The organism is Shinella daejeonensis (genome assembly GCF_024281235.1).
Classification (GTDB): Bacteria; Pseudomonadota; Alphaproteobacteria; order Rhizobiales; family Rhizobiaceae; genus Shinella; species Shinella daejeonensis.
The window spans coordinates 940,630-962,854 of sequence record NZ_JAHWXY010000001.1 but is presented as its reverse complement, the minus strand read 5'-3'; the positions used below and the strand labels follow the sequence as shown (position 1 = coordinate 962,854).

The 22,225-nt window shown below is 62.5% G+C and carries 21 protein-coding genes, 1 tRNA gene and 1 riboswitch; of the genes, 13 read left to right on the top strand and 9 right to left on the bottom strand.

All coding sequences use genetic code 11. The annotated features are described in order from the left end of the window. Positions 1-48 precede the first annotated feature (48 nt). Positions 49-1,644 carry a phosphoglycerate dehydrogenase gene (gene serA / locus KYK29_RS04540; RefSeq protein WP_254689645.1) on the top strand — a complete coding sequence of 532 codons (1,596 nt, stop codon included), beginning with the start codon at positions 49-51 and terminating at the stop codon, positions 1,642-1,644. A 72-nt stretch (positions 1,645-1,716) separates the two neighbouring features. Here the strand turns inward: serA and KYK29_RS04535 are convergent, their stop codons facing one another. Continuing rightward, the gene (locus tag KYK29_RS04535; protein WP_254689644.1) at positions 1,717-2,601 is read right to left on the bottom strand and encodes a DMT family transporter; all 885 of its coding nucleotides are present in this window, start codon (positions 2,599-2,601) and stop codon (positions 1,717-1,719) included. A gap of 199 nt (positions 2,602-2,800) precedes the next feature. Here KYK29_RS04535 and KYK29_RS04530 point away from each other — a divergent pair, with 199 nt between their 5' ends. After that, positions 2,801-4,105, top strand: coding sequence for an adenylosuccinate synthase (locus tag KYK29_RS04530; protein ID WP_254689643.1), 1,305 nt, complete (start codon positions 2,801-2,803; stop codon positions 4,103-4,105). A 68-nt stretch (positions 4,106-4,173) separates the two neighbouring features. Then, positions 4,174-6,312, top strand: a complete 2,139-nt coding sequence (locus tag KYK29_RS04525) for a hypothetical protein (protein ID WP_254689642.1) — start codon at positions 4,174-4,176, stop codon at positions 6,310-6,312. A 96-nt stretch (positions 6,313-6,408) separates the two neighbouring features. On the opposite strand, the gene rpoH is transcribed toward KYK29_RS04525, so the two are convergent. Together rpoH and KYK29_RS04515 are read right to left on the bottom strand one after the other, a co-directional pair. After that, the gene (gene rpoH, locus KYK29_RS04520) at positions 6,409-7,314 is read right to left on the bottom strand and encodes an RNA polymerase sigma factor RpoH (protein WP_254689641.1); all 906 of its coding nucleotides are present in this window, start codon (positions 7,312-7,314) and stop codon (positions 6,409-6,411) included. A gap of 224 nt (positions 7,315-7,538) precedes the next feature. Beyond that, positions 7,539-8,582, bottom strand: a complete 1,044-nt coding sequence (locus tag KYK29_RS04515; RefSeq protein ID WP_254689640.1) for an RluA family pseudouridine synthase — start codon at positions 8,580-8,582, stop codon at positions 7,539-7,541. Between the two features lie 38 nt (positions 8,583-8,620). Between KYK29_RS04515 and KYK29_RS04510 the strand changes: the two genes are divergently transcribed. Next, on the top strand, positions 8,621-9,007 hold the full coding sequence (locus tag KYK29_RS04510; RefSeq protein WP_254689639.1) for a hypothetical protein: 387 nt from the start codon (positions 8,621-8,623) through the stop codon (positions 9,005-9,007). 5 nt (positions 9,008-9,012) lie between these two features. Further along, positions 9,013-9,837 (top strand): TrmH family RNA methyltransferase, encoded by an 825-nt coding sequence (locus KYK29_RS04505; RefSeq protein WP_254689638.1) that lies wholly within the window; start codon positions 9,013-9,015, stop codon positions 9,835-9,837. A gap of 7 nt (positions 9,838-9,844) precedes the next feature. Here the strand turns inward: KYK29_RS04505 and KYK29_RS04500 are convergent, their stop codons facing one another. Next, positions 9,845-10,933 (bottom strand): coiled-coil domain-containing protein, encoded by a 1,089-nt coding sequence (locus KYK29_RS04500; RefSeq protein ID WP_254689637.1) that lies wholly within the window; start codon positions 10,931-10,933, stop codon positions 9,845-9,847. Between the two features lie 121 nt (positions 10,934-11,054). After that, positions 11,055-11,639 carry a DUF1134 domain-containing protein gene (locus tag KYK29_RS04495; protein WP_254689636.1) on the bottom strand — a complete coding sequence of 195 codons (585 nt, stop codon included), beginning with the start codon at positions 11,637-11,639 and terminating at the stop codon, positions 11,055-11,057. Positions 11,640-11,856: 217 nt separating this feature from the next. Between KYK29_RS04495 and chpT the strand changes: the two genes are divergently transcribed. Together chpT and KYK29_RS04485 are read left to right on the top strand one after the other, a co-directional pair. Continuing rightward, positions 11,857-12,528: a histidine phosphotransferase ChpT gene (chpT, locus tag KYK29_RS04490; RefSeq protein ID WP_254689635.1), complete on the top strand. Its 672-nt coding sequence runs from the start codon at positions 11,857-11,859 to the stop codon at positions 12,526-12,528. 104 nt (positions 12,529-12,632) lie between these two features. After that, positions 12,633-12,995 (top strand): response regulator, encoded by a 363-nt coding sequence (locus KYK29_RS04485; RefSeq protein WP_254689634.1) that lies wholly within the window; start codon positions 12,633-12,635, stop codon positions 12,993-12,995. Between the two features lie 155 nt (positions 12,996-13,150). Here the strand turns inward: KYK29_RS04485 and ctrA are convergent, their stop codons facing one another. After that, entirely contained in the window at positions 13,151-13,849 is a 699-nt protein-coding gene (gene ctrA / locus KYK29_RS04480; RefSeq protein WP_254689633.1) for a response regulator transcription factor CtrA, read from the bottom strand. A gap of 521 nt (positions 13,850-14,370) precedes the next feature. Between ctrA and KYK29_RS04475 the strand changes: the two genes are divergently transcribed. Beyond that, the gene (locus tag KYK29_RS04475) at positions 14,371-14,721 is read left to right on the top strand and encodes a flagellar export protein FliJ (RefSeq protein WP_254689632.1); all 351 of its coding nucleotides are present in this window, start codon (positions 14,371-14,373) and stop codon (positions 14,719-14,721) included. Positions 14,722-14,828: 107 nt separating this feature from the next. On the opposite strand, the gene KYK29_RS04470 is transcribed toward KYK29_RS04475, so the two are convergent. Beyond that, the gene (locus tag KYK29_RS04470) at positions 14,829-15,110 is read right to left on the bottom strand and encodes a GNAT family N-acetyltransferase (protein ID WP_254689631.1); all 282 of its coding nucleotides are present in this window, start codon (positions 15,108-15,110) and stop codon (positions 14,829-14,831) included. A gap of 120 nt (positions 15,111-15,230) precedes the next feature. Here KYK29_RS04470 and KYK29_RS04465 point away from each other — a divergent pair, with 120 nt between their 5' ends. Next, a complete protein-coding gene (locus KYK29_RS04465; protein WP_254689630.1) occupies positions 15,231-15,677 on the top strand; it encodes a paraquat-inducible protein A in 447 nt (148 codons plus the stop codon). A 171-nt stretch (positions 15,678-15,848) separates the two neighbouring features. On the opposite strand, the gene sciP is transcribed toward KYK29_RS04465, so the two are convergent. Then, positions 15,849-16,124: a CtrA inhibitor SciP gene (gene sciP, locus KYK29_RS04460; RefSeq protein WP_254689629.1), complete on the bottom strand. Its 276-nt coding sequence runs from the start codon at positions 16,122-16,124 to the stop codon at positions 15,849-15,851. A 294-nt stretch (positions 16,125-16,418) separates the two neighbouring features. Between sciP and mnmA the strand changes: the two genes are divergently transcribed. The 4 genes from mnmA to KYK29_RS04440 all read left to right on the top strand — a co-directional run bounded on the left by mnmA (position 16,419) and on the right by KYK29_RS04440 (position 20,547). Beyond that, the gene (mnmA, locus tag KYK29_RS04455; RefSeq protein ID WP_254689628.1) at positions 16,419-17,615 is read left to right on the top strand and encodes a tRNA 2-thiouridine(34) synthase MnmA; all 1,197 of its coding nucleotides are present in this window, start codon (positions 16,419-16,421) and stop codon (positions 17,613-17,615) included. 136 nt (positions 17,616-17,751) lie between these two features. Next, positions 17,752-17,828, top strand: a tRNA-Met gene (locus KYK29_RS04450). A gap of 360 nt (positions 17,829-18,188) precedes the next feature. Beyond that, positions 18,189-18,400: riboswitch (cobalamin riboswitch) on the top strand. Between the two features lie 98 nt (positions 18,401-18,498). Further along, entirely contained in the window at positions 18,499-19,488 is a 990-nt protein-coding gene (locus KYK29_RS04445) for a DUF1852 domain-containing protein (protein ID WP_437437216.1), read from the top strand. Between the two features lie 27 nt (positions 19,489-19,515). Next, positions 19,516-20,547 carry a methionine synthase gene (locus KYK29_RS04440; protein WP_254689627.1) on the top strand — a complete coding sequence of 344 codons (1,032 nt, stop codon included), beginning with the start codon at positions 19,516-19,518 and terminating at the stop codon, positions 20,545-20,547. A gap of 154 nt (positions 20,548-20,701) precedes the next feature. On the opposite strand, the gene KYK29_RS04435 is transcribed toward KYK29_RS04440, so the two are convergent. Then, complete coding sequence (locus tag KYK29_RS04435; protein WP_254689626.1) at positions 20,702-22,111, bottom strand: amidase; 1,410 nt, start codon at positions 22,109-22,111, stop codon at positions 20,702-20,704. Between the last annotated feature and the right edge of the window lie 114 nt (positions 22,112-22,225).

Sequence of the window (22,225 nt, the reverse complement as noted above, 5' to 3'; positions counted from 1 at the left end):
CGAAGCCCATGCCCTATCATCATTCCGACCGATTGAAGGAGGCCTTTCATGGCACCTCGCGTACTCGTATCCGATGAACTCTCGGAAACCGCCGTCCAGATCTTTCGCGACCGCGGCATCGACGTGGATTTCCAGCCGAAGCTCGGCAAGGACAAGGAAAAGCTCGCCGAGATCATCGGCAATTATGACGGTCTCGCCATCCGTTCCGCCACCAAGGTGACGGAAAAGCTGATCGCGGCGGCGACGAACCTCAAGGTCGTCGGCCGCGCCGGCATCGGCGTCGACAATGTCGATATCCCGGCCGCCTCGCGCCGCGGCATCATCGTCATGAACACGCCGTTCGGCAACTCGATCACCACGGCCGAGCATGCCATCGCGCTGATGTTCGCGGTCGCCCGCCAGCTTCCCGCCGCCGATGCCTCCACCCAGGCCGGAAAATGGGAAAAGTCGAAATTCATGGGTGTCGAGATCACCGGCAAGACGTTGGGCGTCATCGGCGCCGGCAATATCGGCTCGATCGTCTGCGCCCGGGCCATCGGGCTCAGGATGCACGTGATCGCCTTCGATCCTTTCCTGTCGAAGGAGCGCGCCGAGGAAATGGGCGTGACCAAGGTCGAACTGGACGAATTGCTGGCGCAGGCCGATTTCATCACCCTGCATGTGCCGCTGACCGACAGGACCCGCAACATCCTCGATGCCGAGGCGCTGGCGAAGACCAAGCCGGGCGTTCGCATTGTCAACTGCGCGCGCGGCGGCCTCGTCGACGAGGCGGCGCTTGCCGAAGCGATCAGGTCCGGTCATGTCGCCGGTGCGGGCTTCGACGTCTTCGCGGTCGAGCCGGCGACGGAAAGCCCGCTTTTCGGTCTGCCGAACGTCGTCTGCACGCCGCATCTCGGCGCTTCGACCACGGAGGCGCAGGAGAACGTGGCCTTGCAGGTCGCCGAGCAGATGTCGGACTACCTGATCAGGGGCGCGGTTTCCAACGCCATCAACATGCCGTCGATCACGGCGGAGGAAGCGCCGCTCCTGAAGCCGTTCATCCGCCTTGCCGATGTGCTGGGCGCTTTCGTCGGCCAGGTCACGGAAAGCGCGATCAAGGAGATCGAGATCCTGTATGACGGCGCGACCGCCGGGATGAACATCAAGGCGCTGACGAGCGCGGCGCTGGCCGGCCTCATCCGCCCGCAGGTCGCCGACGTCAACATGGTCTCGGCGCCGGTCATGATCAAGGAGAAGGGCATCATCCTGTCCGAGGTCAAGCGCGACAAATCCGGCGTCTTCGACGGTTATATCCGGCTGACGGTGACGACGGCGAACCAGACGCGTTCCGTCGCGGGCACGGTCTTTTCCGACGGCAAGCCGCGTTTCATCCAGATCAAGGGCATCAACCTCGACGGCGATGTCGGCAACCATATGGTCTATATCACCAATACCGACGTGCCCGGCATGATCGGCTTCATCGGCACGGTGCTGGGTGAGGCGAAGGTCAATATCGCCAACTTCCAGCTCGGCCGGCAGAAGGAGGGCGGCGACGCCATCGCCCTGCTCTATGTGGACAAGCCGGTCTCGCAGGAGGTTCTGGACAGGCTCGGCGCCAATCCGGCGATCCGGCAGGTCAAGTCGCTGGTCTTCAACGTCGACTGATTTCGTCCTCCCAAGACGAAGAAGAAGGCCGTCCGGCATGTCCGGGCGGCTTTCGCCGTTTTGGCGGGGGGATCAGGTGCGGGGCCGCCCCCATTCGGCGACCGCGATGCCGCCCAGCACCAGAAGCAGCGCCATCACATGGAAGGTCTCCAGGCGCTCCCCGACGAGGACGATCGACAGCAGTGTGCCGAAGACGGGGATGGCATTGATGAAAAGGCCGGCGCGATTTGCGCCGATCATCTCCACGCCCCGCACGTAGAGCACCTGGGACAGCAGCGACGGAAAGATGCCGGCGTAAAGCACGATCGTCCAGCCGGTGGCGTCGGGCAGGATCAGCGCGCCCTGCCATATTTCCCACAGCAGCAGGGGCAGCGCGCTCAAAAGCGCGCCGAAGGCCGGAGCGGCGATGAAGCTCTGCCAGTGCATGTCCGGCTTCCAGCGTAACGAGACCGTATAGCCGGCATAGATGATGCAGGCGACGAGCATCAGCGCATCGCCGAAATTGAACTCAAGCTCGCTCAACGCCGACAAATCGCCATGAGCGGCGGTTAACAGCACGCCCAGCAGCGTCACCGTGAAGCCGGCGATCTGGGCGAGGGAGGCCTGGATCCGGAAAAGGACGAAGTTGAAGACGAAGATCAGCATCGGGATGCCGGCCTGTTCGATGACCGCATTGATGGCGCTGGTATAGCCGAGGGCGGAATAGAGCAGCGCGTTGAAGGCGGTGAAGCCGAAGACGCCGTAAAGCAGGAGCAGCAGCCAGTGCCGGCGGATCATCGGCCAGTCGCGTTTCACCTGCGGCGTCATCAGGGCGAGGATGACGAGGAGGGCGACGGTCCAGCGCAGCGTCGTCAGCAGCATGGGGCTGATATGGCCGACCGCCAGCTTTCCGGCAACCGAATTGGCGCCCCAGAAGAGCGAGGTTATACAGAGGTAGAGATAGGCTTTGCGATGCACGACGGGTCTATCCGCGGGAGGACTGGCAAGGGGCCAGGCGGCCCGGCGAACGCGTCACATAAGGACAAAAACGCCGCAATGTCATGCAAAAAGAAAAGATGATCGATTCCGCAGGGTCGCTTTCCCGAAAGCAACACAGTATAGATGCGCGGGTTTGTGTCAGGCGCGCGACGGCGTGCGCGAAAACGGGAAAGACGAAATGACGAATGTCGTGGTGATCGGGTCGCAATGGGGTGACGAAGGCAAGGGCAAGATTGTCGACTGGCTTTCCGAACGCGCGGATATCGTGGTGCGCTTCCAGGGCGGGCACAATGCCGGTCATACGCTCGTCATCGACGGCACCAGCTACAAGCTCTCGCTCCTGCCGTCCGGCGTCGTGCGTCCCGGCAAGATGGCGGTGATCGGCAACGGGGTCGTCGTCGATCCGCATGCGCTGATCGCTGAAATCGACAAGCTGGAAAAGCAGGGCGTCAAGATTACGCCCGAAAACCTGCGTATCGCCGACAATGCAACCCTGATCCTGTCGCTGCACCGCGAACTCGACGGCATCCGTGAGGATGCCGCTTCCACGTCCAATTCCGGCGTCAAGATCGGCACGACCCGCCGCGGCATCGGCCCGGCCTATGAGGACAAGGTCGGTCGCCGCGCGATCCGCGTCATGGATCTTGCCGACGTCGAGACATTGCCGGCCAAGGTGGAGCGCCTGCTGACACATCACAATGCGCTTCGCCGCGGCCTTGGCGAGGCGGAAATCTCCCATGACAGCATCATGCAGGAGCTGACGTCGGTCGCCGAGCGCGTGCTGCCCTTCCGCGACACGATCTGGCTGCTTCTGGACAAGCAGCGCCGCCGCGGCGCGCGCATCCTGTTCGAGGGTGCGCAGGGCTCGCTTCTCGATATCGATCACGGCACCTATCCTTTCGTTACCTCCTCCAATACCGTTGCCGGACAGGCGGCGGCGGGCTCCGGCATGGGGCCGGGCGCGCTCGGCTATGTGCTGGGCATCACCAAGGCCTATACGACGCGCGTCGGCGAGGGTCCGTTCCCCACCGAGCTTGACGATGAGATCGGCCAGTTCCTCGGCGAGCGTGGCCGCGAGTTCGGCACCGTCACCGGACGCAAGCGCCGTTGCGGCTGGTTCGACGCCGCGCTGGTGCGCCAGTCGGTGGCGACGAACGGCATCACCGGCATCGCGCTCACCAAGCTCGATGTCCTCGACGGCCTCGACGAACTGAAAATCTGCGTCGGCTACAAGCTCGACGGCCAGGATATCGATCATCTGCCGGCGAGCCAGGGCCAGCAGGCCCGCGTCGAGCCGGTCTACATCACGCTGGAAGGCTGGAAGGAATCGACGGTCGGCGCGCGTAGCTGGGCCGACCTGCCCGCGCAGGCGATCAAATATGTCCGGCAGGTCGAAGCGTTGATCGGCGCACCGGTGGCCCTGCTTTCCACCAGCCCGGAGCGGGACGACACCATACTTGTGACCGATCCCTTTGAAGATTAATCTCACTTTCGAAACCAGTTCCGTGCCTCGCTTCCGCGAATAGGGGCCGGACACGACGGAAAGTTCTGATGGCGGATTTTGTAGCAGTCATTCGGAGGGCGGTGGCCGGCCTCTCGGCCGATACACCCGAGATGCGGCAGAAAGTCTACGAGAAGGCGCGCGGAGCCGTGCGCCGGCAACTCGAGGCGATGAACCCGCGGCCTTCCGATGAGCTTATCCAGCGCCAGCTCGACAAGCTGGAAGCGGCGATCGAAGACGTCGAGGGCGAGCATGCCGAGGCGCTGCCGCCCGAGGACGTCGCGTCCGAACCGGAGGTGGAACCGGCTGCTGCCGTCCCGGTGGCGCCGGAACCCGAGCCGGAGCCTTACCCGGAAACAGTGGCCGAGCCGGTCATCGAACCGGAAACCCGGCCTGAGCCTGCCATCGAGCCGGAACCGGAAATCGGCGAGCCGGAAACGCCTGGCCCCGCCATCGAACCCGAGCCTTCCGGGGAGCCGCCGTCGGAAACCGACGCCGGGCCGGAAGACGCCGTCCCGGCCGAGGAAGGGATTGCGGAGGAACAGCCTCCGGAACCTCATGCAGCGATAGAGCCCGCTCCGGTGTCCGAAGAGCCGCTGGAACCCGTCGTGCCCGAAGCTCATTCCGAACCCTCCTGGCACGCGGAAGGCGAGGCGGCGGACGATTATGTGCCGTCCTGGCATGTGGCGGACGAGCCCGCAGAGCCGGTCGAGGGACCGGCAGACGTCTTTCCGGTTCACGATGCGCAAGCCGAGGAGGCGGCGCCGGTGGGCGACGCGCGGATGCCTTCGGCCGAAGCGGAATGGAACTGGGGCGCGGCGACCCCGGTCATTGCGGTCGATGACGAGGCTGTGGAAGCACTTCTGCCGGATACCGACGAACCCCGGCTGCAATGGCCGGAGCAGCCGTCAGGCGGCGATCTCGAAAATGCGCCGGAGCAGGACGACTGGGATGATCTGGAAGATCTCACCGCGCCTGCCGGAGAGGTTTCCGCGTTTGCGGAACCGATGACGCCGCAGGAAAATGGGACAACGGCGGCGGCCGCTTCGGCTGCGGAAACCCCGGCCCGCGATCCGCAGCGTTCGTTCCGCGCGGAACCACGCAAGTCGCGGTTGAATGTCGCCACGCTGGCGGTCCTGCTGTGCGGTGTCGCGATCGTCGGCGGCGCGGGCGCGGCCTATTGGTTCAACCGTGACAGCGTCAACGCATGGTTCGAAAGCCTGACGGCATCGCAGACCGGTTCGGCGACGACGGGCGAGGCCGCGACAGAGACGGCGGATGGATCGTCCGATATCGCTCCGGCGGCTTCGGACGAAGGCCCGACAGATGTGGACGGCGGCGTGCAGGAGACGGCTTCCGCCGGCACCGGGCAGAACGAAAGCGGCAAATTCACGCAGCGCCTGCTGGCGGACGGAAGCGAAGTGGACGAAGGCCCGGCGCCGTCACTCGACGGGACGGACAGTCAGGAAGGAAAGTCTGTCGCGGGGCAGTCCAGCGAGACGGCGCAACTGGCGACCGGGGAAACACCGGACGGCGATGCGCCGGCAACCGGCGAGGACGCGGCGGCAACGGCCGGCGCCGCGCCCGCCGAGACCGGCACGCAGGCTGGATCCCCGTCGGCGATCGGCGTAGCGCAGAAGATGTTCCTCTATGAGGAACGGCTCGGGCAGACCAGCCCCACGGCCATCGAAGGTACGGTCGCCTGGAGCGTCGCGGAGGAATCGCCCGGCGGAGACGCCCGGCCGGAGCCGGTGGTGCGGGCGCAGCTCAATGTTCCTTCCAACGGGCTGACGGCGCTCGTGACCTTCCGCCGCAACGCCGATCAGTCGCTTCCGGCCAGCCATATCGTCGAACTGGTCTTCTCGCTGCCGGAGAGCTTCGAAGGCGGCGGCATCGACAGCGTCCAGCGTATCGCCATGAAACGGACGGAACAGGACCGGGGCGATCTGCTTATCGCTGTTCCGGCGAAGATCACCGACGATTTCCATATGATCGCGCTCAACGATTTTCCGGAAGCGATCGCCAAGAACACCGAACTTCTGCGGACCCGCAACTGGATCGACATTCCGATCACCTATCGCAATGGCCGCCGGGCGCTGCTCACGCTGGACAAGGGAGCGACGGGCGCGGAAGCCTTCGACACGGTGATGAAGGCCTGGGCATCGCGCGACGCCGCCAGCAGCCAGTAGCAGCAGGCAGGCAACGTCCTGCCCTTACGAAAAAGCCCGGCGGGTTGCCGGGCTTTTTCCTTTAGGATCCATCGCTTATGTCGTCCGGGCAGGGGGTCAGGCGTCCTCGACCACGCGGAGCGCCTTCGCCTGTTCCTCGGCAAACTTCTGCACCGCCTGCTGGACCTTTTCGAAGGCGCGGACCTCGATCTGGCGGACGCGTTCACGGCTGATATCGAATTCCGTCGACAGTTCTTCCAGCGTCAGCGGGTCTTCGGAGAGGCGGCGGGCCTCGAAGATGCGGCGTTCGCGATCGTTGAGGATGTCCATCGCCCTGGCCAGCAGGGCGCGGCGGGTTTCGAGTTCGTCCTGCTCGATCAGCGTCGTTTCCTGACTGTCGTTCTCGTCGACGAGCCAGTCCTGCCACTGCCCGGATTCGCCTTCACCGGCCTTGATCGGCGCGTTGAGCGAGGCGTCGCCGGACAGCCGGCGGTTCATCGAGACGACCTCTTCCTCCGAGACCTTGAGCTTGGTGGCGATTTCCTTGACCTGATCGGGCCTCAGGTCGCCGTCGTCGATGGCCTGGATCTTGCTCTTCATCCGGCGAAGGTTGAAGAACAGCCGCTTCTGGTTGGCGGTGGTGCCCATTTTGACAAGCGACCATGAGCGCAGGATATATTCCTGGATCGACGCCTTGATCCACCACATCGCATAGGTGGCAAGGCGGAAGCCGCGTTCGGGGTCGAATTTCTTGACGGCCTGCATCAGGCCGACGTTGCCTTCGGAAACGACTTCGCCGATCGGCAGGCCGTAGCCGCGGTAGCCCATGGCGATCTTGGCGACCAGACGGAGGTGACTGGTGACCAGCTTGTGGGCGGCGCCACGATCGTCGTGTTCCTGATAACGCTTGGCCAGCATGTATTCTTCCTGCGGCTCAAGCATGGGAAATTTGCGGATTTCATCGAGATAGCGGTTGAGACCGCCTTCTCCGGCCGTGATCGACGGCAATGTATTTCGGGCCATTCTGCACCCCTTTCTCCAACGGCTCCCTTGACGGCAAGCCTTTTCCGCGCCGGCCTTTCGACGAATGTCGGCCCGGCTCGCGTGGGTCAATCGACCCCACCACGATTACAGATAGGTATGGCGAAACAATGGTTCAAGGCGCAACGGCATTCACGCCTGCGTGAGCGGGCGTGGGCGGACATGTCGCGGCGATCTCAGTTAATCTGGGGACGAACGGCCGGAAATCAAGGGCTTCCGGCCGTTCGGACCAGGCGTAGCGCCTCGATCAGCCGCTCCAGATCGGGGGGCGGCGGCGCTTCGAAACGCAAGGTCTCGCCGGTCGAGGGATGTTCGAATTGCAGGAGGAAGGCATGGAGCGCCTGGCGGCGGAAGCGTTCGACGACGAGGCGCGCTTCGTCCGGCAGGCGATTGGCCTTGGTGCGGAAGGCCTGGCCATAATCCGGATCGCCGATCAGCGGATGGCCGATATGCGCCATGTGCACCCGGATCTGATGGGTGCGCCCCGTTTCGAGATGGCATTCGACGAGCGAGGCGAGGCTGGCGCCGTCGGGCGTCTCGCCATACCGCTCCGTCACGGCGTAATGGGTGATCGCCTCGCGGGCGTCTTCGGCGTCCTCGCGCTTGACGGCGCGCCTGGTACGGTCGCCGGCGCGGCCGAGGGGAGCGTTCACCGTTCCCTTCAACTGTCGCGGCCGACCCCAGACGACGGCCTGATAGGCCCGTTCCAGCGGGCCGTTGCGGCCATGGTCGGCGAACTGGTCGGAGAGATGACGATGGGCCGCATCGTTCTTGGCCACCACCATGACGCCGCTCGTTTCCTTGTCGAGACGATGCACGATGCCCGGCCGCCGCACGCCGCCGATGCCGGAGAGGCTCGCGCCACAATGGTGGATGAGCGCATTGACCAGCGTTCCGGTCCAGTTGCCGGCCGCCGGATGCACCACCATGCCGGCGGGCTTCACGAGCACGATGAGGTCCTCGTCCTCGTGCAGCACCTCCAGGGGGATGTCCTCGCCGCGGGGTTCGGGATCGCGTGGAACGGGCATGGCGACCTCGATGACGTCGCCCGGCTGTACCTTTTGCTTCGGCTCGGTCATCACCGCGCCGTTGACGAGCGTGGCGCCTTCCTCGATCAGCGCCTTGATGCGGCTTCGCGAATAATCGCCGGAAAGCGTCGTTGCGAGCCAGGCGTCGATGCGTCCGCTTGCGTCTTCCGGTGCGGTCAGGACTTTCCTTGTCGCCTCGGCTTCTTTAAAGGGGTCGGTCATCGTTCATTCATGCCTATTTTCCGGAGGGGCCGCCCGCCATGTCCAACGTCGATCACGAGGAACAGGAAGACCAGCCGCTCGATCCGGTGATGGAGAATGTCCGCCGGAAGCTGATGCGTCTTCAACTGATTTCCGGCGGCATCATGCTGCTGATGTTCATGGCGGTGCTTGCGGCCATTGTCTACAAGGTGACGGTGCGGGATGGCAAGCCGGTTCAGCAGGCCGGCGATGCGCTGAGCGTGCCGAGCGATGCGCCCCTGCGCGCCACGGCGGTGCTGCCCGCGGGCTTTGCGGTTTCTTCCGTCTCGCAGGCCGACAACCGCATCCTCTTCTACGGAGTGCTGCCGGACGGAACGCGCAAGGCGCTGCTCTTCGATATCACGGCCAACCGCATCGTCGCGGAGATCGACGTCCGGGACCACTGACGGGCATGGCCGCGACACCGATCCGCATCGAGGATCCGGCCGATCCGCGCATCGCCGGTTTCGTCTCCATCCGTGAGCGCGATCTAGTCGGCCGCAAGGGCTGTTTCATCGCGGAAGGGACGGTGGTCGTGCGAGTGCTGGCGCAGGCGGAAGAACGCGGCTTTGCCGCCGAAGCGCTTCTGCTGCTCGAAAACCGGCTGGCCGGACTGGCGGAGATCCTTTCGGCCTTTCCCGATGGGGTGCCGGTCTATGTGGCGTCCTCGGACGTTTTCGATGCCATCGCCGGATTTCCGATGCATCGTGGCGTGCTGGCGCTCGGCCGCCGGCCCGCAGCCGCCGATGCCGCCGCCAGACTTGCCGCACTGCCGCAGCGCAGCCTGATCGTCGTCGGTTGCGGATTGTCGAACCACGACAATGTCGGCTCCGTCTTCCGCAATGCGGCGGCCTTCGGGGCGGATGCGGTCTTTCTAGACGAAACGTCCTGCGATCCGCTTTATCGAAAGGCGATCCGGGTATCGGTCGGCTCGGTGCTGCGGGTTCCCTTCGCCCGCGATCTGCCGGCAGACGCGCTGCTTCGGCTCCTTGCGGAGGCAGGCTTCGACATCTGGGGACTGTCGCCGCGCGGAACGGCGACGATCGGCACGATAGCGCCGTCCCGGCGGATGGCGCTGGTCCTCGGCACGGAGGGGGAGGGGTTGCCCGCGTCGATCCTTGCGGCTTTCCGCACCGCCCGCATCCCGCAGCATCCGGGGCTGGACAGCCTGAACGTCGCCACGGCAAGCGGCATCGCGCTTTACCGGATCGCGCTCGCCATGGGGCGTATCGCCTGATCGACGTTCAGGGATCGCTGCGGGGAAGCCGCCGCCGTACTTCGGCCGCCAGGCCGTCCGGATCGCCGGATGGCTCGCTGTCGGCGACCAGGTCAGGGATCGGCGAGGCCGGGCCTTCGCGCGCCGCCGTCAGCACGATCATCCGGGCGGCAAGATCGGACATTTCCCGCCGCAACAGCGCATCCTTGTCCGGGCCGGTGGCGGCCAGCAGCCGTTCGCAGAGCGCTGCGCCCTGATTGCGCACGTCCTCCTCCAGCGCGTTCACGTCGACCAGCGCCGGCGTTGGCAGGGAAAGGACGTGGTTTGCGTCGGGGGCCTGCTCCATCGTCAATTCGTTCATCCTTTCGCGAAGACGCGTGATTTCGGACGCCCGTCGCTCGATGGCCTCGTCCTTGTCGGCGCTGCCGGCGACTTCGCGGGCGAGGCGGTCCTCCAGTTCGCCGGCGCGGGTCTTCTCGCGCGACAACCGGAGTTCGAGCGCGGTGACCTGTCGCGAGGCGCTCTTCATTTCCTCGCGCAGCCGGTCGCGTTCGTCCCGCAGGGTGGTGACACGGGCCTTGAGGCTTTCCATCGACATGTCGCGGCCGGACAGGTCGATGCGCATGTTGTCCATATCGGCGATCAGGTGTTCGGCCTGTCGGGCGAGCCGGGTGGTTTCAGCGGCATTGGACCGGCTTTCGCGATCGGCCGCCGCAAGCGCCGTTTTCAACTGGTCCACGGTCAGTTCGACGCGACGGATCGCAGACCGGAGATCGTTCGCCTCGACCTCCATGTCGGCGATATGGCTGTGCAGTTCGGCATTTTCGGTGGCGATGGCGCCGGCCTGCGCGATCAGCTTCTCGTTGCGCACCCGTTCGTCCGTCAGCTTTTGCCGCTCCTTGCGAATGTCCTGCGACAATCTTGCGGTCTCTGCCGCATAGGCGGCGCGCGCCATGTCCTTCTGCGCGCGCACTTCCTGCGGGCTCAGGGGCATGGTCGCCTTCATCCGGTTTTCGGTGAAGACGACGATGCGCCGCTGTATCGCGGGGGCGATCAGCAGACCGGCGAGCGTGGCGGCAAGAAAGCCGAGTGCGAAGAGAAGAGCGTATTGGATCACGGGCCTGTTCGTTCCAAAGCGGGTCGCCGGCGGATACTATAGCGCGCGCCGGCGGCCTGGCACAGGGGGCCGGACGGTCGATCCGTCCGTCGCATGCATGCCTTGTCTCGATACGGGCCGCTCAGAAGGGGTTCCAGGTGGGATCGCGCGTCAGCTTCAGATAGCCCGCATTGATGCCGAGCCGCGCGCCCAGGCCGGTGCGGATCGGCACGATGACAAGCTCGTCCCTGACGAGAACCGTCATGCCGACGCCCGCCACCACATAGGCGGCGCCCGAAACGCCGCCGAAGCGGTCATAGAGGTTCTGCACGTCCGGCAGATTGTAGACGAGCATCATGATGCGGCTGCCCTGGCCGCCGATATCGAGGCCGAGCGACGGACCCTGCCAGAAGACCGGGTGCTGGCCGGCGTTCTTGGTGTTCAGCGTCCCTTCGCCATAGGTCAGGCCGGCGACGAAGGCCCCCGAACCTTCCTGCCCGAGGATATAGCCGTTCGGCAGGCCGTAGGATTCGAACGCGCGCTCCACCACTTTGGCAAGGCCGCCCGAGGCGCTGCCGAAGAAGTTGTGGCCGGTGTCGACGATCTCCTGCATGGTATATTGGCCGCCGCTGGCGTTCTGGGCCGCGACAGGTCCTGCCGCCGGCAGGAGGAACAGCAGCAGCCCGAAAAGCCGGACCGCCGCCGTGAACAGTTTCGAAACAGTCATGTGCCGTTTGCCTTCCTGGTTCGCATGCCGTTACAGGCCGCAATTTGATCCCAGGATATTAACAATCGGTTTACCAAATGTGGTGTCATTATGACTGTCTTTCTAACCGGCATGCTTCGGGCAACTCCGGCGTGCTATGCGTCGCCCATATGTCCACGCCGCCGCCTCGTGTGCGGCTGTTTGCGAGGAACGGGATGCGATGATCTTGGAGAATCCTATGGCGAAGAATCCGAACCTTACGTTGGCCGGCCCCGATCTGGTGGCGCTTCTGTGCAGTCGCGTCTGCCACGACATCATTTCGCCGGTGGGCGCCATCAACAACGGTCTCGAATTGCTGGATGAAGGCGGCGCCGACGTCGAAGCCATGGATCTGATCCGGACGAGCGCGCTCAATGCTTCCGTCCGGCTGAAATTCGCCCGTCTTGCTTTTGGAGCATCCGGCTCGGTCGGCGCCTCGATCGATACGGGGGAGGCGGAAAAGGCGGCGCGCGATTTCGCCCTTGCCGAGAAGAAGACGGAAATTACCTGGACCGGCCCGCGTGCCATCGTTGCGAAAAACCGGGTCAAGCTGCTGCTTAATCTCTTCCTCGTCGCTTATGGCTCGATTCCGCGCGGCGGTTCCATCGATATCTCGCTGGAGAACCCCGAATTCGACGCGGTCTTCCGCCTTGTCGCCAAGGGCCGGATGCTGCGCGTGCCGCCGAAATTCATCGAAATCCTCTCGGGCACGCCGGAAGAGGCGATCGATGCCCACACGATCCAGCCCTACTATACGGTGTTGCTCGCCGAGGAGGCCGGCATGACGCTCGACGTCGTCTCGAACGGCGAGGAGATCGTCTTCAGCGCCCGCATGACGCCCGCGGAACAGGCGGCCGAATCCAGCGTCTGAGGCGCGCGTTAAGCATCTTCGCTAACGCTTTGTTTGCCAGTTCCCGCTAGCCTTTGAAGCTGTAATCGTTCCCGCTCGTTCGAGCGGGAGGATAGGAGCGGACAATGCAGCGACTGATGATCGCAGACGGTTCCGATGTCGTCCGCAAGGTCGGCAAGCGCATCCTCTCGGGCCTGGGTTTCCTGGTGCTCGAAGCGGGAAGCTCGCTGGAGGCTCTTGCGCGCTGTGAGGCGGAGCTGCCCAATATCCTGATCGTCGACGCGACCATGGACGGTGCGCTGGAACTCATCGGCAACGTACGGATGCTGCCGAACGGCAAGGCGGTGCGGGTCTATTATTGCGTCGTCGAGGCGGACCTGCGCAAGATGATGATGGGCAAACGCGCCGGGGCGGACGATTTCCTGCTCAAGCCCTTCGATCGAAAGATCCTCACGCAGGTTTTCGGCAATCTCTCGCTTGCCGCCTGAACGCCAGGAACGAAAACAGCGAATAATTCCCTTTCGCCGACGTGGACGTCTCTTTCGGGAGTGGCGTCCACGTTTTCGTTTGCGCGCTTATAAAAAGAAAACCCGCCGGCAGACGGCGGGTTGATAGAAAACCGGGAGCGGGTGGCGGGGGGTCTTCAGGCGCTTTCGAGAATGTCGTTGTCGGGTTCGCGCAGGACGTAGCCCCGGCCCCAGACCGTCTCGATATAATTCGCACCGCCGGCGGCGCCTGCGAGTTTCTTGCGCAGCTTGCAAATGAAGACGTCGATGATCTTCAGTTCCGGCTCGTCCATGCCGCCGTAAAGGTGGTTCAGGAACATTTCCTTGGTCAGCGTCGTGCCCTTGCGCAGGGAAAGCAGCTCGAGCATCTGGTATTCCTTGCCCGTCAGATGCACGCGCTGGCCGCCGACTTCGACAGTCTTGGCGTCGAGGTTGACGACGAGTTCGCCCGTGGAAATGATCGACTGGGCATGGCCCTTGGAGCGGCGCACGATGGCGTGGATACGGGCGACCAGTTCATCCTTGTGGAAGGGTTTGGTCATATAGTCGTCGGCGCCGAAGCCGAGACCGCGCACCTTGTCCTCGATACCGGCCATGCCGGACAGGATGAGGATCGGCGTCTTGACCTTGGACAGGCGCAGGGTGCGAAGCACCTCGTAGCCCGACATATCCGGGAGATTGAGGTCCAGCAGAATGATGTCGTAGTCGTACAGCTTGCCGAGATCGACACCTTCCTCGCCAAGGTCGGTGGTGTACACGTTGAAACTTTCGGACTTGAGCATCAATTCGATGCTCTGCGCCGTCGCGCTATCATCCTCGATGAGAAGAACCCGCATATCTGTCCCCTTTTCCGCCGCTCAAAGGTTTCTGGCCCCCTACGCGATACGGATCCAGTCGTTGCCTGATTTGGAGGCTGCCATGGAATGGTTAACAAATTCTGATTCCCTCTGGCAAGGTGTATCGAATTGTTAAATATTTTAGGCAGGCTCCTGATTTCATATATGAATCGGAAACGAATTTCTTAATGAAACAGGTTAGGAAACCTCGTTAACCGACTCTTTCGACTCATCAATGCGATCACTCGTTTTTCATGTGAGGCATTTACTGAGCCTTAAATCATCGACCCTATGATTAACGATGCCCGTAAACGAAAGGTTACCAGCGGTAGGATTTTGTTAAGATCGCTGGAATTTTTCCGGAGCCCGGCCGTCCATGCCGGGCAAGGGCGGAAATACGGCTTGCGGCGGCGCAGCGAAAGCGGCCGCCGGAGGCTGATGGGAATGCGGGGGCAGGCGGCTTTCTTTTCGATGCCGTCCGTTCCCATGCCGGGGTCTCGCTATCCACGGGAGTATTGCGTATGAAGTCGCGTGAGAGCCTAGTTCGCCTGAAGGAATTTCAGGTGAAAGAAAAACGACGGCAACTGGATCAGCTCCAGTTGATGATGGCCGAATTCGAGCGGATGTCGAAGGAACTCGAAAATCAGATCACCATCGAGGAAAAGAAGTCGGGGATCACCGATCCCAGCCATTTCGCCTATCCGACCTTCGCCAAGGCCGCACGCCAGCGCTCCGACAACCTTCAGGTCTCCATTCGCGAGCTGAAGGTCCAGCAGGATGCGGCGGAACTGGCGCTGGAGGAGGCGGAAGCCGAATGCGCCAAGGCGACGGCGCTGGAGGAACGCGATAACGCCGTCCGGCTGCGCGCCTGATCCCGGATTGCCGGGAAGAACCCTCGAGAGCGGTGCCGAGCCGCTCCCGAGGGCTCTTTGCGTTTCCGCCGGCCTTTTCTCCGCTTTCCGCGTCGTGAACAGTGGCGTCAGAGGTCGACGGCGTCGCTCCATTCCTTGTGGCGCATCGCCTGGGCGCGCATGAAGGGGCAGAGCGGCATGATCTTCCAGCCGCCCTTGCGCGCGGCCTCGACCGCGTGGGCGGCAAGCGCCTGGCCCACGCCTTTGCCGCGAAGGGCGTCCGGAACGCCGGTGTGGTCGACGATGATGAGATGTGGCGAGGCGCGGGAATAGGTCATTTCCGCTTCATGCCCCTCGACCGTGGCGATATAGCGCCCTTTCGAGCCGTTGTCTTCCGTCCGGATCTCCATTGGCATGCTCCCGCGCCGTTGTGTTCGGCCCATCCTTTCCTTTCGCTTCGGTCCGCGCAAGAGGTGGCTGGGAGCATATGCACGATGCTATGAGGCGTCAGGGGAGGATTTCCGGCCGTCATGATCCTGTTCGTTCCGCTCTGTCTCGTCCTTTCGGTCTTCTGTCTGGCGCTGGGGCTGGTGCTGCCGCTCGTCCGCTTCGAGAAGCTCTATTTCTTCAACGAGACGCCCTCGCTGGTGGAACTCATATTGTCCCTTTGGACGCAGGAAAACGGCGCGCTTGCCGTGCTCGTCGCGTTGTTTTCCGTCTTCTTCCCGCTGGTGAAGCTCGTGGGCATCGCGGTGGAGGTGACGGCGCCTGCCGAAAAGGGCAGGGACAGCAGGCTTGCCCGTCTGCTGCCGGTGCTCGGCAAATGGTCGATGATGGACGTGATGCTGGTGGCGCTGGTGATCGTGGCCGCCAAGACGAGCGGAATGGCGTCGGCGTTCACCCAGCCGGGGCTCTGGTTCTACGCCGCTTCCGTCGTTCTTTCCGGTGTGCTGCAAATACGGTTGCGGCCGCATTGAGCGGCCGCGACGGCAATCCGGGTGCCGTATTATCCGATGCCGAAGCGACGTTGTTCCGGCTGGAAATCCAGAGCGGTTTTGGTTTTCACAGAAACGCTAGAACCGCTCTATCTCTTTGTTTTAGCCGCATTTCCGGACGCAAAACTGCTGCGCACTTTTGCTGGAATTGCTCTAGTGGCGATACTGCTGGATGCGGGTGGTGCGCAGGCCGGCAAGGCCGTGGTCGTTGATAGAGGATTGCCAGGACAGGAATTCCTCGACCGTCAGCGCGTAGCGCTCGCAGGCTTCCTCCAGGCTGAGGAGACCGCCGCGCACGGCGGCGACGACTTCCGCCTTCCGCCGGATTACCCAGCGCCGCGTATTGGCCGGCGGCAGATCGGCGATCGTCAGAGGACTGCCATCGGGGCCGATGACGTATTTAACGCGGGGTCGTATCAGGTCGGTCATTGCACTCTCTACATAAACTCAAGACCATATGGGCGGCACTCTAGTCCGCCACATTTAAGATTTGCCTAAGCGCCGAGTAACATTTTTCTAATCATTTGAGCGGCTTCGCGGTGTCTGTGTGCCATTGCGGCGCGGCTGAAGACGCTGATTTCCAGCATTCCCTTGCTCTTGCGGCCTCAAGTTTCTATATGTCGGCCGAAGGCGCGAAAGCGCTGCAACAGCCGGATTTCGGCAATAGGAAAGGCGCTATGCGCCCGCCGGGCGGACGGGTTGGCGAAGCGGAGCGGAACCAGCGTGAACAGTCTCGATTTCGACAGGAAGCCGGAAGATACCCGTGTCGTCGTCGCCATGTCGGGCGGGGTCGACAGTTCCGTGGTGGCCGGGATCCTCAAACGCGAAGGCTATGACGTTCTCGGCATCACGCTGCAACTCTACGATCACGGGGCGGCCGTGCATCGCGCCGGCTCCTGCTGCGCGGGGCAGGATATCGACGACGCCCGCCGCGTCTGCGAAACGCTCGGCATTCCGCATTACGTGCTCGATTATGAAAAGCGCTTCCGCGAGACGGTGATCAATCCCTTCGCTGAAAGCTATATCGCCGGCGAAACGCCGATCCCCTGCGTCGCCTGCAACCAGACCGTCAAATTCGCCGATCTGCTGGCGACGGCCCGGGACCTCGGCGCGGATGCGCTGGCGACCGGCCACTATATCCGTTCGCGACTGAATCCGGCGCCGGACGCCCCGCATCGCCGCGCGCTTCATCGCCCTGTCGATGCGGAGCGGGACCAGAGCTATTTCCTCTTCGCCACCACGCAGGAACAGATCGACTATCTGCGCTTCCCCCTCGGCCATCTCTCCAAGGCCGAAACGCGGGCGCTGGCCGAAGACATGGGTCTCGTCGTCGCGAAGAAGGCGGACAGTCAGGACATCTGCTTCGTGCCGCAGGGAAAATATTCCGATATCGTCAACAAGCTGAAGCCCAACGCGGCGCTTTCGGGCGATATCGTTCACATCGACGGCCGCGTGCTCGGGCGGCATGAGGGCATCGTGCATTATACCATCGGTCAGCGCCGGGGCATCGGCGTGGCCACGGGCGACCCGCTCTATGTCGTCTATCTCGATGCGCGCTCGCGCCGTGTCGTCGTCGGGCCGAAAGAGGCGCTGGAAACCCGGCGGCTCTATCTGCGCGACATCAACTGGCTCGGTGACGGAGCGCTTACGGCCGCCGCCGAGCGGGGGTTCGATTGCTACGCCAAGGTGCGCTCGACGCGTCCCCCGCGTCCAGCGCGGCTCCTGTCCGGCCCCGGCGGCATCTATGTGGAACTGGCCGAGGGCGAGCCCGGCGTGGCCCCCGGGCAGGCCTGCGCGCTCTATTCCGGCGAGGGGCCGGACGCCCGTATCTTCGGCGGCGGCTTCATCCTCCGTTCGGAGCGGGAACCGGCCGCGGAGGCGGCGCTGAAGCGTATTCTCGCCACCCCCGCCGCCGCCTGAGAAGGCACGCCGCCGGGGCCTTTGCGGATAAGGCGTTTTTTGTGCCGAGGTCGCTTGACACCCGCCCGACCCCCGCCCTATAAGCCGCGCACCGGATGCAGAATGGCCCTGTTTTTCAAGGCTTGACGATCCCGATGGCGGAGTAGCTCAGTAGGTTAGAGCAGAGGAATCATAATCCTTGTGTCGGGGGTTCAAATCCCTCCTCCGCTACCAAGTATCCACTAAATACCTGATTTCATTCTATAAATTGCGTTTTATGGTAGCGGTTTGTTCCTTTCGCGTCGAGGGGACTTTATGAATGAAGCTGTGCCAATCTGGGTGACCTTGCTCGGATTTGCCGTCCCGCTCATCGCGTTAGCGGGATCAGCCGTGGGCTATGTGGTAAAACTCTTTCCATGTCATAACCAATGTCATCAGAGCGCAACCTGTCAAACGGGGCGCATGAGGATTAAATCGCATAGTATTCGCCCTCAAGGCCCGGATGTCATGGGCTATTCTCGAACGCAGTAACCCTATTTGATTTAGAGATATAAAGATATCTTGATATGCTATTGACTTCTGGTGGCGCGCGTAGAAAGGTAGTAGTGCCTAGGTTCCTCAGCGATTGCCTGCAATCAGCTGAGGCTAAGAGGGAAGCCGGTGCTCCGTTTACGGAAATGCCGGCGCTGCCCCCGCAACTGTAAACGGCGAGCCAAAGTCCAGCATGTCACTGGGGGAAACCCTGGGAAGACGGACCGAGGTGTCGACCCGTGAGCCAGGAGACCTGCCTGAGGCGAAGTAACGTCCACGGGCGGGGTGTCCCGGTGTGCCGTAGCGCGGTCGTATCTTCGCGATCCGTCTCGCTATGCGTCCGCTGACCCATGCCCCCAACATACGAGGGGCAATGATGTCTCAACCTCGAAATCTGACCACTGCGTTTTCAATCAACAGCATTCCGTTCGATGAGGATTACCATCCTGCGGAAAGCACGCGTCTGACGACCAATTTCGCCAATTTGGCGAGAGGCACAACGCGCCGGGAGAACCTGCGCAACGCCCTCGGAATGATCGACAATCGTTTCAACGCCTTGGCCTCCTGGGATAACCCCAGGGCCGACCGCTATTCGGTCAAGCTTGACATCATCTCCGTCGAGATGAGCATCGCCGGCGGCAAGGCCTTTCCACTGATCGAAATCCTCAAAACGACCGTTGTCGATCATGAGACCGATACGCTCATCGAGGGCATTGTCGGAAACAATTTCTCTTCATATGTCAGGGATTACGACTTCAGTGTCGTGCTGCCGGAGCACAATTGCAACGAGCCGACATTCAGCCTTCCCGACGATTTTGGCGATCTGCATGGAAGCCTGTTCAAGAGCTTCCTGCGCTCGGACACGTACAGATGCCATTTCGGCAAGCCACCGGTCATCTGCATCAGTGCATCAAGCAGCAAAACCTATCACCGAACCGCCAACCGTCATCCCATCATGGGCGTCGAATACCGCCAGGACGAACCCTCGTCGACGGACCGATATTTCGCGAAAATGGGAATGCAGGTCCGCTATTTCATGCCCCCGGGCAGCGTCGCGCCGTTGGCTTTTTATTTTATCGGCGACCTGCTCGGCGACTATTCCAGCCTGCAACTCATCAGCACGATCAGCACGATGGATACGTTCCAGCGGATCTATCGGCCTGAAATCTATAACGCGAATGCCGCTGCGGGCGCCTTGTATCAGCCGAACCTCAAGCATCAGGACTATTCGCTCACCCGCATTGTCTACGACCGGGACGAACGCAGCCGCCTGGCTGTGGAACAAGGCAAATTCGCCGAAGAACATTTCATCAAACCGTATCGGGCCGTGCTCGCGCAATGGTCCGCCAACGCCGCCGTCTGATCGGAATAGAATAGAAGGGTCCAATCCATGAAAACACTGCTTCCCACTTCGACCGCCGGCAGCCTGCCCAAGCCATCCTGGCTCGCCCGGCCCGGAAAACTGTGGTCACCCTGGCTGTTGCAGGACGAGGAACTGACCGAGGGCAAACAGGACGCATTGCGCCTGGCCTTGGCCGATCAGCAACAGGCCGGCATCGATATCGTCAGCGATGGCGAACAGACGCGCCAGCATTTTGTCACGACATTCATCGAGCATCTCGATGGCGTCGATTTTGAGAAGCGCGAGACCGTCCGAATCCGCAACCGATACGACGCAAGCGTTCCCACTGTCATTGGCGCAGTGTCGCGCCCAAGGCCGGTTTTTGTCGAAGATGCCAAATTCTTGCGCCAGCAGACCACGCAGCCCATCAAATGGGCCCTGCCAGGCCCCATGACCATGATCGATACGCTCTATGATGCACACTACAAGAGCCGGGAGAAACTCGCCGGGGAATTTGCCAGGATCCTCAACGAGGAGGCCAGGGAACTCGAGGCCGCGGGTGTCGATATCATCCAGTTCGACGAGCCGGCCTTCAACGTCTTCTTCGATGACGTCAATGACTGGGGTGTCGCCACCCTGGAAAGGGCCATTGAGGGGCTCAAATGCGAGACGGCCGTCCATATTTGCTATGGCTATGGCATCAAGGCCAATACCGATTGGAAGAACACACTCGGATCGGAGTGGCGGCAATATGAGGAGTCATTCCCCAAACTGCAGAAATCCAGCATCGACCTGATCTCGCTGGAGTGCCACAATTCCCACGTTCCGATGGAACTGATCGAGCTCATTCGCGGCAAGAAAGTGATGGTCGGGGCCATCGATGTAGCCTCCAACACTATCGAGACGCCTGAGGACGTCGCAGAAACCCTGCGAAAGGCCCTGCGGTTCGTTGATGCCGACAAGCTCTATCCCTGCACCAATTGCGGCATGGCGCCCCTCTCGCGGCGCGTGGCGACAGGAAAGCTCCAGGCGCTGAGCGCCGGCGCGGAAATTGTCCGAAAAGAACTCTCTGCCTCATGAATATGGGGGATCACCGATTTGACATTGGGGACAGAGCCGCTTTTCGCAGCGGTATGTCGCGTCCCGGCTCGGCGGTCAGTGTTGTCAGCACGATCCGATCGTTCCTCCGCGGGCTGCTGGAGCGACGCAATATCCTCCGGACACGGTCTTTTGCTCAAAGCGGCGGCCGATGGGATGCCCAGGGCTTCAGGCGCTCGAGCAAAGCCGCCAGTGCAAGCACGATGTCATCCCTGCCGCGGCCGCTGATGATTTGCAGACCTGTCGGCAACCTGTCGCGCGAGAAACCCGAGGGAACCGATATGGCGGGCACCAGCAGCGCGTTGAACTGCATCGTCATATCCATGGCCGACAGCCTGCCGCTGGCGGACAGCGTGATCGAAGCGGCTTCATCATAGCCGACCGGAGGAGCAGGGATCGCCTCGGTCGGGCAAAGAAGCGCGTCGCAGCGTTCCAGAACCACCGCAAGCTTCCGCCAGGCATCGGTGAAGATTTCCTCGAACTGCCGCAGTTCGACGGCGGATATCTTTTCCCCCTTCCTGATGGCCGCAACGAGCGTCGGGTGCATCTGGTCTTCGAAATCGTGGAGATACCGGCCGAAATTGGTCGCCATGAAGACGTCCCAGGTAGACCACCACGCGGTAAGGAAGCTCGATGTCCAGCCGAGATCGACCTCCTCGATCTCGTATCCGGCATCGGCGAATACGCGGGAGCACTCGACAAGGTTCGCGGCCACATCGGGGTCCACGTCGTAGCAGCCGAGATCACTGGAAAGCGCCAAACGTCTTTTTGCTCCCGGGACAGCCGGAAGATCGCTGAAATCGAGTTTCGGGACGACGGCCTGGAGATCGCGCGTGTCCGGCCCCTGGCAGACGGACAGGAACAGCGCGGCGTCGCCGACCGTGCGCGACAGGGGGCCGTGGCTGGTCATCCAGTCATATTGGCTGGGCATGAATTCATAGGGAATGCGCCCGAAGCTGGGCTTCATGCCGACGATGCCGCAATGAGAGGCGGGAATACGCACCGACCCTCCGGAATCTGTTCCCTCGGCCAGAGGAACGCATCCCGAAGCGACGGCGGCCGCGGCGCCGCCGGACGATCCTCCCGGTGTGCGCTCCGTGTTCCAGGGGTTGCGGGTAATTCCCCAGAGCCGGCTGTCGGTCAGGCTCGAATAGGTAAATTCGGGTGTCGTCGTCCTGCCGACCACAATTGCGCCGGCCCGCTGAAGGTTTTCCACCACGATGGCGTCGCTTTCCGAGATGTTGTCCCGAAAGACGCAGGAGCCCTTCGTGGTTATCTTTCCCTTGACCGGGGTGAAGTCCTTGATCGCAACGGGAATGCCGTGCAGCGGTCCCAGCGTGTCTCCCCGGCGCACCGCGTCTTCCGCCAGTCCGGCCTGTTTCCTTGCATCCTGCTCATAGACCTCGGTGAAGCAGTTCAGAACCGGATTGACGGCATCGATGCGGGCAAGTGTATTCTCGATCAGTTCCACCGGCGAGATGTCGCCGCGTGAAACGGACTTCGCCAGATCCATGGCGCTACGATAGCAAAGATCCAGATCGGCCATTTTTTAACCTCATGAAGACAGGGAACCGACGGTCGCCGGTGCGTTAGAGCATTTCCAGTCGAAGCGAGGCCGCTTCGGCATCGGATAATGCGGTAAAAACAATATATTAGAGAA